Raw genomic sequence first — 10,315 nt, 5'->3', positions numbered from 1 at the left:
TATCCAAGCCGGCTTCAACAAAGACCCTGAGCTAACTCAGTTGGGAAGTACCGAAAGTAAACACGACAACCACAATGACCCAAGCCAACAGCTTCTCGAACTTCGTCGACAGACCCGAACTGAGTGACGACCTCCATATATACGATGTCACGTTAAGAGATGGAGAACAGACACCCGGAGTCTCGTTCTCGGTCGAGGAGAAGAAGGAGATAGCGCATCTGCTTGACGAAGCGGGAGTGGGATACATAGAGGCGGGCTTTCCGGCTGTAAGTGACGACGAGAGAAGAGCCGTCGGGGAGGTCGTGGGTATCGGAACAGATGCTAAGATCTCGTGTCTCGCGCGGTGTCTGGAAGACGACATAGACTCCGTGATAGAGACGGGAGCCGACGCAGTAGGTGTATTCATAGCCGGGAGCGACCGCCATCTGAGTCAGAAGTATGGTATAACGAGGGAGGAGGCGGCTGAGAAGGCGTTCAAGACGGTCGAGTACGCGTCTGATCACGGGATAGAGGTGCGTTTCGCTGTCGAGGACTCTACACGATCCGACCCCGACTTCCTCAGATGTCTCTACACGGGTGCCGAGGAAAGAGGAGTCGACATGGTAGGTATAGCCGACACTGTGGGTGCTCTAACCCCACCGACGACACGAGCGATGGTGACTAAGGTCAGAGACTGGGTCGAGGTACCTGTCTCGGTACACTGCCACGACGACCTGGGTCTTTCAGTCGCGAACACAGTTGCCGCAGCCGAGGAGGGCGCAGTACAGCTACACACGACTGTGAACGGCATAGGTGAGAACGCGGGCAACACTCCCCTAGAAGAGGTCGCAGTCGTCCTCTCGACACAGTACTCTTTTGACGTAGTAGAGACTGAGAAACTGAGCCGTCTCTCGGAAGTCGTCGAAGAGAGATCGGGAATAGAGGTCAGCCCTACGAAGCCGGTAGTCGGGAAAAACGCCTTCAGATACGAGAGCGGTGTCCACATCGAGGGGATAGCCAACGACCCCGAGACTTACGAGGTATACCCGCCTGAGAAAGTCGGAGGTGAGAGGGAGTTCGAGATCGGGAAACACTCGGGTAGAAAGGCAGTAGAGTTCATCGCCGAGAGAGAGGGTATAGAGATCGAGGACGAGATTGAGGAAGTAGTCGAGGATCTCAAGTCGGGAAAAGACACAGTCAGTATATCCGAGCTAGTCGAGGAGGTGAGAGAAAGATGACGCGGGCGACAGAGCCTACGACGATGGCGGAGAAGATGCTCTCGGACGCGTCGGGTGAGGAAGCGCGAGCAGGAGACGTTGTTGAGGCTGATCTCGACCTCGTGATGGCTCACGACGGTTCGAGTGTCCTAGCCGTCGAGGCTATGAAGGAACTCGACGAGGAGCCGTGGGACTCCGACAAGGTGGTTGTTCCCTTCGACCACTACTTCCCGGCACCCGACGAGGACGTCGCCGAACAGCAGTCTGAGATAAGGGACTGGACCACCGAGAACGGCATCGACAGACACGAGGGTGAGGGGATATGTCACAGGGTTCTCCCCGAGAAAGACTACATAAACCCCGGAGATATTGTAGTCGGAGGCGACTCACACACGTGTAGCTTCGGTGCACTCGGAGCATTCTCGACAGGTGTGGGAAGCACTGATATTGCCGAGGCACTCATCTCGGGAAAGCTGTGGTTCCGTGTTCCAGAGACAATTAAGATAGAGATCGAGGGATTCGACCCAAGCCGGAGCCGTATTACAGTCAAGGATCTGACTCTCAAGATCGTCTCGGAGCTGGGAGCGAGCGGTGCTAACTACAGCGTGATAGAGTACCACGGCGACTGTATAGAGGATCTCAGCGTAGAGGAGAGGATAACCCTGTGTAACATGGGTGTCGAAACCGACGCGAAGTCGGCGGTGATACCACCCGACGAGACTACCTTCGAGTACACAGGAAAGGAGGACGCGAACCCCGTCTACTCCGACTCGGGGTCTTGGGACGACGAGATACGTATACAGGCTCCCGAGTCACCCCTCGTAGCACGTCCGGGTGCTCCCGAGGACGCCGTTCCAGTCGACGAAGTCGAAGGTACGGCTGTGGATCAGGCACATATAGGAACTTGTACGAACGGGGGCTTCTCCGACCTAGCCGCCGCGGCTGAAATCCTCGAAGGCAGAGAGGTAGCACCCGAGACGCGTCTGATAGTAGTTCCCGCCACGAAGGAAGCCCTGATGAGAGCCAACGACGAGGGCGTCTCGAACGTGCTTATGGAAGCCGGCGCGACTATACTCAACCCCGGATGTGGTCCGTGTATGGGATACCACCAGGGAGTCGTCGGAGACGGGGAGGTCTGTATCTCGTCGGGCAACAGGAACTTCGACGGGAGAATGGGATCGGGAGACGTGTATCTCGGGTCGCCCGAGACCGTCGCTGCGAGTGCAGTAGAAGGGGAGATAACCAACCCAGCGGAGGTAGTATGAAGGTCAAAGGAGAAGCGAGGAGATTCGGAGACGACATCAGCACCGACGAGATAATACCCGGAAAGTACCTCCGGCGTGACGAGGATGTGTGGGCTGACCACGTCATGGAGGGCGTAGATCCCCGGTTTGCGGACGACAGCGAGGGGGTCGTTATAGTCGCGGGTGAGAACTTCGGGTACGGATCGTCACGTGAACAGGCACCGAGGGCGATAAAGGCAGCCGGGGTCAGTGGAGTAGTCGCCGAGTCGTTCGCACGTATATTCTACCGAAACGCGATCAACGTGGGTCTCCCGATAGCAACGGCGTCGGTCGCCGAAGACACCGACGACGGTGACCGCGTCTCTGTGGATCTGTCGGAAGGCACCGTAGTAGTGGAGTCGGAGCCCGGGAAGACGAGGCACGAGTGTGAGGAGCTTCCCGAGAGGCTTCGTGAAGTTCTCGAAGCGGGTGGATTGCTAAGCTGGAGGAGAAAGAATGGCTGATATCAGTTTAGGAGTGGCTGAGGGAGACGGAGTAGGCAGAGAGGTCGTACCTGCTACGGTCGAGGCTCTGAGATGTCTCGACGTGGGTATCGAGACCGTGAGCCTCGATGTCGGGAGGTCTGTCTGGGAGGCAAAAGACATAGAAACAGGCATCACCGAAGAAACGATCCGACGGATACGTGACTGTGACGCCCTTCTTCTCGGAGCCGTCGAGAGTCCCGACGACCCGAAGTACGAGAGCACCGTACTCCGTCTGAGAAACGAGCTAGGACTCTATGCCAACGTACGCCCCTCGCGGACTGGGACAGTAGTCAGGGAGAACACTGAGGGTCTCTACTCGGGGGAGGAGATATCAAAGGAAGGCGCGTGTGAGACAGTCCGTTCAGTGACAACAGAGGCGACACGGAAGACGGCGGTAAAAGCCGTCGAAGAGGCAGAGACAGAAGTCACCGTAGTCCACAAAGCCAACGTCGTGGGTTCGGACCGTCTCTTCAGAGACGTGAGCAGAGAAGTCATTGAGGATTCGTACGTCGAGTACGACGAAAGGCTCGTCGACTCCGTAGCCCACGACCTCGGAGATGGTGAGGAGTTCGACGTCTTACTCACGCCGAATCTGTACGGAGACATACTCAGCGATCTCACAGCCGGACTCGGAGACGGGTTAGGAGTAGCACCGAGCGCGAACATAGGCGACGACTTCGGGATGTTCGAGCCCGTCCACGGGAGTGCCCCCGACATAGCCGGCAAAGGAGTAGCCAATCCCGCGGGCTGTCTTCTGAGCGCATCTATGATGCTCGATTACCTCGGCTTCGAGGAGATGAGTAGGAAGCTCGAAGAAGCAACCTATGAGGGGGTCAGACGCGCACCGACGCCCGACTTAGGAGGAGAGTCATCGACCGAGGAAGTAGTCGAAGCAGTGATAGACGAACTCACGAAGAGAGAAAGTCTCTACATATGATTAGTGGTGCTGAAGTGGTCGCGCGTTGTCTCAAGAAAAACGACGTATACACGGCGGGAGTCGTGGGATATCCTGTCACGGATCTGGTCGAGGAGACCGACGCCGACGTGGTTCCAAACGAGATGGTGGGGATGGAGAAAGCCATAGGAAGGTCGTTCGCTGACGAGAGGGGCTGTCTCATAGCCAAACACGTGGGTGTCAACGTTGCACTCGACCCCCTCGCGAGCTCAGCCACCTTCGGGACGGGCGGCGGTGTCTTAGTCATTGCGGGCGACGATCCCGGAGCCGTCAAGTCACAGGACGAGGGAGACTCACGCTCGTTAGGTTTCAAGGCGCGGGTTCCGGTTCTGACCCCCTCGGGAGTAGACGGATTACTCGAGTCAGTCGAGGAGGGTCTAAGACTCTCAGAAGACGTAGGTGTGCCTTGTATCGTGCGCGTGACCTCGCGTCTTCTCGAATCTGAGACTGGAGTCGAGAGACTGAGATTCGACAGGATAGAAAAGACAGGCGAGTTCGACAGACAGAGGGCATGGAAAGGTCCCGTAGTTAGACGCAGAAAGGTCTTCGAGGAAGAGATACGTCCCGAGATACGGAAGTACGTCGACGGATCGGATCTACACAGTCTGAGAGACGAGGCTACTGACCTCGGCGTACTGTCGTGTGGCGACGCCTCGGAAGTGGTTCCCGACGACGTCTCACATCTCTCGCTCGGATACTCGTATCCAGTACCGTCCGAGGCGGAACGTTTCGTCGAGAGACACGACAGAGTCCTCGTAGTCGAGGACGGTGATCCTCTGATAGAAAATTTCCTCGACACCCAAAACGTGGTGGGAAAGGAGACCGGACATCTGCCGCGGTACGGAAGGCTGACCGAGGAAGTCGTGAAGAGAGGTATCGAGACTGCTTTCACCGATCCCTCACCCGTCAGCCCAGATATAGAGAAAAGCGGACGTCCCCTACCTGAGTCGAATCCTTTCTACGAGATCTACGAGACTGTCGTCGATGATCTCCTAGACGTCTTCGTCGCGGTCGACATAGGCTCGGTAGCACTCACAGGACGTCCCCCGTTCGAGTTCGCCGACGGTGCTTCGGCACTCGGATCTGCGATAAGCCTCGCGTCCGGACATCCCGACGACGCCGTGGCTTTCGTCGGAGACACCGCATTCATTCACTCGGGTATACAGGGTCTCTTGGAGGCGTCTGAGAGAGATGAGGACGTCCTCGTTGTGATACTCAACGACGGAGTCTCGAACCTCACGGGAGGTCAGAGAGTAACCGGCGTCGAAAAACTACCATCTCTGATAGAGTCATGTGATCCTGACATATTCGCTGAGGAGTCCGCGGACAGGGTAGTAAAAGCATCTTCTAAGATAAGCAGTCTACTATCTAAGGACGGAGTTAGAGTTTTGTCTCTTATATCATAAGGAGGAATAGAAAACGAGTACTGTACTGGTGGGGTGGGGGGTGACACCGGTTTGATGTATGGTGGGGGAAATGGGGGGGGAATCAACCGGTGCTACTACATCCTTAGTAGCACTTATGTAAAAAGTTTTTGGATCACGGGGACGGAAACCGGTACTCAGTTACCACGTCGACGAGAACTGAGTCATATGCGTGTCATAGGTACCGTAGGTATGCCGGGAAGCGGCAAGAGTGAGGCGGCGGAGGTAGCCGAAGAGATGGGTATTCCCGTCGTGACAATGGGAGACGTCATACGCCGAGAAGCCGAGACGAGGGGAGCCGACGGAACCGACGAGAGCCTGGGTCAGGTCGCAACGAGTCTCAGGGAGGAAGAAGGAGAAGACGCTGTCGCCGAGAGATGTGTCGACCTCATAGAGTCGGAGCTCGAAGACGGTGACAGCCAAGTCGTCTTAGTCGACGGCTTGAGGGGATGGGCGGAAGCCGAGAGGTTCCGTGACGAGTTCGGAGGTGACTTCGTCCTCGTCGCTATCGAGGCACCCTTCGAGACGCGTCTCGGACGTATACGTGAGAGGGGACGTTCGGACGACGTGACCGAAGCAGACGATCTCAGACAGAGGGACGAGAGAGAGATAGGCTACGGGATGGACGAGGCTATCGAGAACGCCGATATCACCGTCGAGAACAGATCGAGTCTCGAGGAGTTCCACGACGAGATACGGTCGGTTATAGACGAGGTACGTAGCAGCGACTGAGCCGTGACCAAGAACCACAGTCTTTTTAAAATGACGCGATAAATCTCGAACAAGGATCTTCTATGGCAGAGTGCAAGACATGCGGTTCTTACGTCAGCGATAGCTACTCCAGGGTGTTCGGAAACAACCAGGACGAGGTCTACGCCTGTCCCGAGTGTGAGAGGAGTAGGGGCATGGACACCGAAGCTAGCAGAGGAGCGTAGTCAGAAAGAACAGTTTCTACAGACGGACGTTTATACCCGAGTCGTCGAGGTACTCCTTCACCTCTTCGACCGTGTACTCGTCGAAGTGGAATATAGAGGCTGCGAGAGCGGCGTCCGCGGTCCCGTCGGTGAAAGCCTCGACCATGTGCTCGGGATTCCCTGCGCCACCGCTGGCTATAACGGGTATCGAGACGTTCCGGCTCACCGCTCTCGTTAGAGGTATGTCGTATCCGTCCTTGGTGCCGTCGCCGTACATGCTCGTGAGGAGTATCTCCCCCGCTCCTCGTTTCTCGACCTCCTGTGCCCAAGAGACGGCGTCGATCCCGGTCGGCTCAGTTCCGCCGTATATTACTGCTTCGAACCATACCTCCTCGTCCTCGCCGTCGACCTCGAAGTAATGGTCGCCCTCGTCGCTCGTGTTGCGTCGTGCGTCTATCGCGACGACTATACACTGTGACCCGAACTTCTCGGCACCCTCGTCTACGACATCGGGGTTCTTTATCGCGCCCGTGTTCATGCTAGTCTTGTCGGCTCCCGCCCTGAGAGTCTCCTTAATATCCTCGACCGACGAGATGCCTCCGCCGACCGTGAGGGGTATGAAGACCTCGTCCGCTGTACGTCTCACGACGTCGAGCATAGTGTCACGTCCCTCAGAGCTCGCTGTTATGTCTAAGAAGACTAGCTCGTCGGCACCCTGTCGGTTGTACTTCTTCGCTAACTCGACAGGATCGCCGGCGTACCTCAGCTCCTCGAACTGCTCTCCCTTGACGACCTGTGGCTCGCCGTCCTGTATCGTGACGTCGAGACACGGAATCACGCGTGAAGTCAGCATTCTACGGAAGAGAGGGTGGGCGCGTATAAAAGAGCCGTGTCTCCCACCAGAGTTTATGTGACAAAACTGAGAGATAAGAACCGAGACGGATGAAAGTCGATTTCGACTTCGACTCGAAAACGGTCAGTTCCGAGATATGTCGACGTCTCCGAGGACTCCCCCGTCGATCCCGAGAAACGCAGTTGGGATAGGTTAACCAAACCGCCGGAGTCGGACGGCTGGTACGTCGTCCGCGGTTCGGTGTTAGAACTCGAACCGTCAGAGCCTGGGATAGTTAACGTCTTCTCCGTCTCGGAGAGTTTTGACAAGCCTTCGGCGGCTACGTCTGTGAGAGATGGAACAGGCGCGCGACCGAGACCCGGCTCAGAAACGTCACCGTCTACTACGTCGAACAGCCGACTCGTTTCGGAGAGAGCGAGCCGACTCTACGGCGTATTGGCAAGTATTCACTGCTACAGATAGTTGAAGTATACCTACCGTATTTATCCGCTTATGCGGTAAGAATAAGAAGTTAGAAAAGAAAGAGGGGGGACATGCCATCTGAGAATCAGTCTAACCAAGACAGCGAAGTTGAGACAGAGCTGTCGAGGGATATGAGCCTTTTTGACATAACATTCATCGGTGTCGGTGCCATGATAGGGGCAGGAGTATTTGCGCTCACCGGATTTTCGGCGGGAATAGCAGGACCCGCACTAATCCTCGCTTTTCTGCTGAACGGATTTGTAGCTGTCTTCACAGCTGTCTCGTACGCCGAACTCGGGGCGGCTTTTCCCGAGGCAGGAGGCGGCTATCTCTGGGTTAAGGAGGCTCTCGTCGACCCGAACGGCTTCTTCGCGGGCTGGATGAGCTGGTTCGCACACGCTGTCGCGTGTTCGCTCTATGCGGTCACTTTCGGTGTTTTTCTGACCCAACTCATCACTTATACGACTGGTTTGGGCGAACATTTCGTTCTCTTCGGGATGCTGAGTCGAGTTATGACCGAGAAACTTCTCGCAGTTCTAATGGTAGCCGCTTTCGCGTATATCAACTACAGAGGAGCCGAAGAGACGGGAAAAGCAGGTGTAATAGTCACAGGTATCAAGGTCGTAATACTCGGTCTCTTCGTCGGCTTCGGATCTTGGGCTACAGTGACAGCACCTAGATGGACTGATAAGTTCTTCTCGAATCCGAGCTTTGCTCCGAACGGTATAGTGGGAATTATAGGAGCGATGGGTTTCACTTATATTGCCTTTGAGGGATACGAGATAATTGTCCAGAGCGGCGAAGAGGTAGTGGATCCTGGAAAAAATGTCCCGAAAGCCGTCTTCTACTCACTCGCTATCGTGGTTCCTATATATATTCTTGTTGCGTTTGCAGCGATAGGAGGTATCGACGTTACTCAACACCTTATACAGCTCTCTAAAGGTATATCAGGATCTACCTCTGAGGTATACACCTGGGAGTTACTCGGTGGATTGGGTGAACTAGGCATCATACACGCAGCAGGTCAGTTCATGCCGTACGGAGTTCCCTTGCTACTTTTTGCAGGATTAGCTGCTACTATGAGTGCTCTTAATGCAACTGTCTACTCTTCAAGTCGTGTCTCTTTTGCAATGGGACGTGACCGTTCTCTACCGAGTTTCCTCGATAGGGTTCATCCTGACAAACGCACTCCTCACATCGCAATAGGTCTATCAGCAGTTCTAATAATCGTGATGGCAGTCGTATTACCCATAGAAAGTGTGGCGGCTTCAGCGGATATAATGTTCATTCTTCTCTTCATCCAGGTCAACTGGACAGTTATCAAGATGCGCAAAACACATCCGGATCTCGAAAGAACTTACGAGATTCCTTATATGCCCTGGCCTCCTCTGGTTGGGATCGTTCTCCAGTTCATACTCACTCCGTTTCTGATTCTGGAACTAGGACTCGAACCAATAGGTATCGGACACGGATCCGAGGGGCTTGTAGCCCTCGTCACTACGGTGGTATGGATGGTTCTCGGAGCCGTCATATATTACTCGTATTCACGCCCACAGGAGATTGAGAAGATAGAAAAAGAGACTCCCACAGTTGTCACAGAGAAGGTGCCTTCTGAAAGAGAAGAACGCCTCCTACTACCTATTGCGAATCCCGAAAGCATAGAACAGCTAATGAACACAGCCATCGATGTTGCACACGAACGGGACGCTGAGATAGAGGTGATGAACGTAGTTACTGTGCCCCAGCAGACCCCTCTATCAGAGGGTAGGAAGTTCGTGGATCAACAGCGTGAGATCATCGAGAGATCTATCGAGTGTGCAGAAGACTCGGATATACCCGTAAACGGCAAGATACGTATAGGTCATTCAGTTTCAAAAGCCATACTCAATACGGTCGAGCAGGATGATATCGACATCGTACTAATGGGATGGAGAAGTAGGAGCAGAAGACGTGACTTCGTTCTGGGGAGTAACGTAGACGAGGTGGTTATGGGAGCCGGCTGTGACGTACTCGTTGAGAAGATAGATGAGACAAAAGATGTTGAATCCATACTTCTTCCTACTTCAGGAGGACCTCACGCTGAGTTAGCGGGTGAGGTTGCGCGTGCTATCGCAGTTGGAAATAATGCTTCGGTCAAGGTCATTAATGTAATAGATCCCAACGCAGACGAAGATGAGCGTGAGAGAGCTAACAAAATCTTACAGGAGGAGGCTGAAAACATCGATCTTGGGGACAGTATTAAAACTCGTCTTGTAGAAGGTAGAGACACAACTGAGAGTATCGTAGAACTCTCTAACACTCACGATGTTACTGTCATAGGTGCTACACGTGAAGGTCTGTTACAGCAACTAATATTCGGATCTATACCCGAGAAAGTGGGTAAGCTTTCGGAGAACACTGTCATAATGGCTAAACGGGATATTGGGATTACATCGCTCATAACCGAGAGGTTCAAGTAAAAATCGATTGATTTCTGGCTGTCTCTTTCGAGACTTCTGCGCGTTCGGCTACGTCTGATACCTTACCTTAGTAGACTCGTGTAGCTGTAGAGCTACGTCGTAGACCCTCTCACGTGCAGAACGCTCCTCCAACGACTCCGTCTACTACGTCGAACAGCCAACGCGCTTCGGCGAGCCCGAGCCGATCCTACGCCGTAAGCTCGGCGAGTACTCGTGTGAGAAGAGTGATGAGTGAACTACCCCACCCTGCTCGCGCTGACGCGCTCGCTGAGGGAGGGGCTTCC

8 protein-coding genes are annotated in these 10,315 nt (G+C 54.6%); 7 read left to right on the top strand and 1 reads right to left on the bottom strand.

What is annotated here, in order from left to right; genetic code table 11:
- Nucleotides 1–74: 74 nt before the first annotated feature.
- From aksA to SV253_08125, 6 genes are all read left to right on the top strand, one after another.
- The gene (gene aksA, locus SV253_08150; GenBank protein ID MDY6776028.1) at nucleotides 75–1,217 is read left to right on the top strand and encodes a homoaconitate hydratase; all 1,143 of its coding nucleotides are present in this window, start codon (nucleotides 75–77) and stop codon (nucleotides 1,215–1,217) included.
- Entirely contained in the window at nucleotides 1,214–2,461 is a 1,248-nt protein-coding gene (locus SV253_08145; protein ID MDY6776027.1) for a 3-isopropylmalate dehydratase large subunit, read from the top strand. The genes aksA and SV253_08145 overlap by 4 nt, the downstream gene beginning before the upstream one ends.
- Nucleotides 2,458–2,943, top strand: coding sequence for a 3-isopropylmalate dehydratase (locus SV253_08140; GenBank protein ID MDY6776026.1), 486 nt, complete (start codon nucleotides 2,458–2,460; stop codon nucleotides 2,941–2,943). Before SV253_08145 ends, SV253_08140 begins: the two co-directional genes overlap by 4 nt.
- The gene (locus SV253_08135; protein ID MDY6776025.1) at nucleotides 2,936–3,901 is read left to right on the top strand and encodes an isocitrate/isopropylmalate family dehydrogenase; all 966 of its coding nucleotides are present in this window, start codon (nucleotides 2,936–2,938) and stop codon (nucleotides 3,899–3,901) included. The genes SV253_08140 and SV253_08135 overlap by 8 nt, the downstream gene beginning before the upstream one ends.
- A complete protein-coding gene (locus SV253_08130) occupies nucleotides 3,898–5,325 on the top strand; it encodes a thiamine pyrophosphate-dependent enzyme (GenBank protein MDY6776024.1) in 1,428 nt (475 codons plus the stop codon). Before SV253_08135 ends, SV253_08130 begins: the two co-directional genes overlap by 4 nt.
- 186 nt (nucleotides 5,326–5,511) lie before the next feature.
- Nucleotides 5,512–6,075 carry a nucleoside monophosphate kinase gene (locus tag SV253_08125; GenBank protein ID MDY6776023.1) on the top strand — a complete coding sequence of 188 codons (564 nt, stop codon included), beginning with the start codon at nucleotides 5,512–5,514 and terminating at the stop codon, nucleotides 6,073–6,075.
- A 219-nt stretch (nucleotides 6,076–6,294) separates the two neighbouring features.
- Here the strand turns inward: SV253_08125 and hisF are convergent, their stop codons facing one another.
- A complete protein-coding gene (hisF, locus tag SV253_08120) occupies nucleotides 6,295–7,110 on the bottom strand; it encodes an imidazole glycerol phosphate synthase subunit HisF (GenBank protein ID MDY6776022.1) in 816 nt (271 codons plus the stop codon).
- A gap of 533 nt (nucleotides 7,111–7,643) precedes the next feature.
- Here hisF and SV253_08115 point away from each other — a divergent pair.
- Nucleotides 7,644–10,031, top strand: a complete 2,388-nt coding sequence (locus SV253_08115; protein ID MDY6776021.1) for an amino acid permease — start codon at nucleotides 7,644–7,646, stop codon at nucleotides 10,029–10,031.
- Nucleotides 10,032–10,315: the final 284 nt, after the last annotated feature.

The organism is Candidatus Afararchaeum irisae (genome assembly GCA_034190545.1).
Taxonomy (GTDB): Archaea; Halobacteriota; Halobacteria; order Halobacteriales; family Afararchaeaceae; genus Afararchaeum; species Afararchaeum irisae.
Note: the sequence above shows the minus strand (reverse complement) of the source record. Positions and strands in the feature narration are given on the sequence as shown.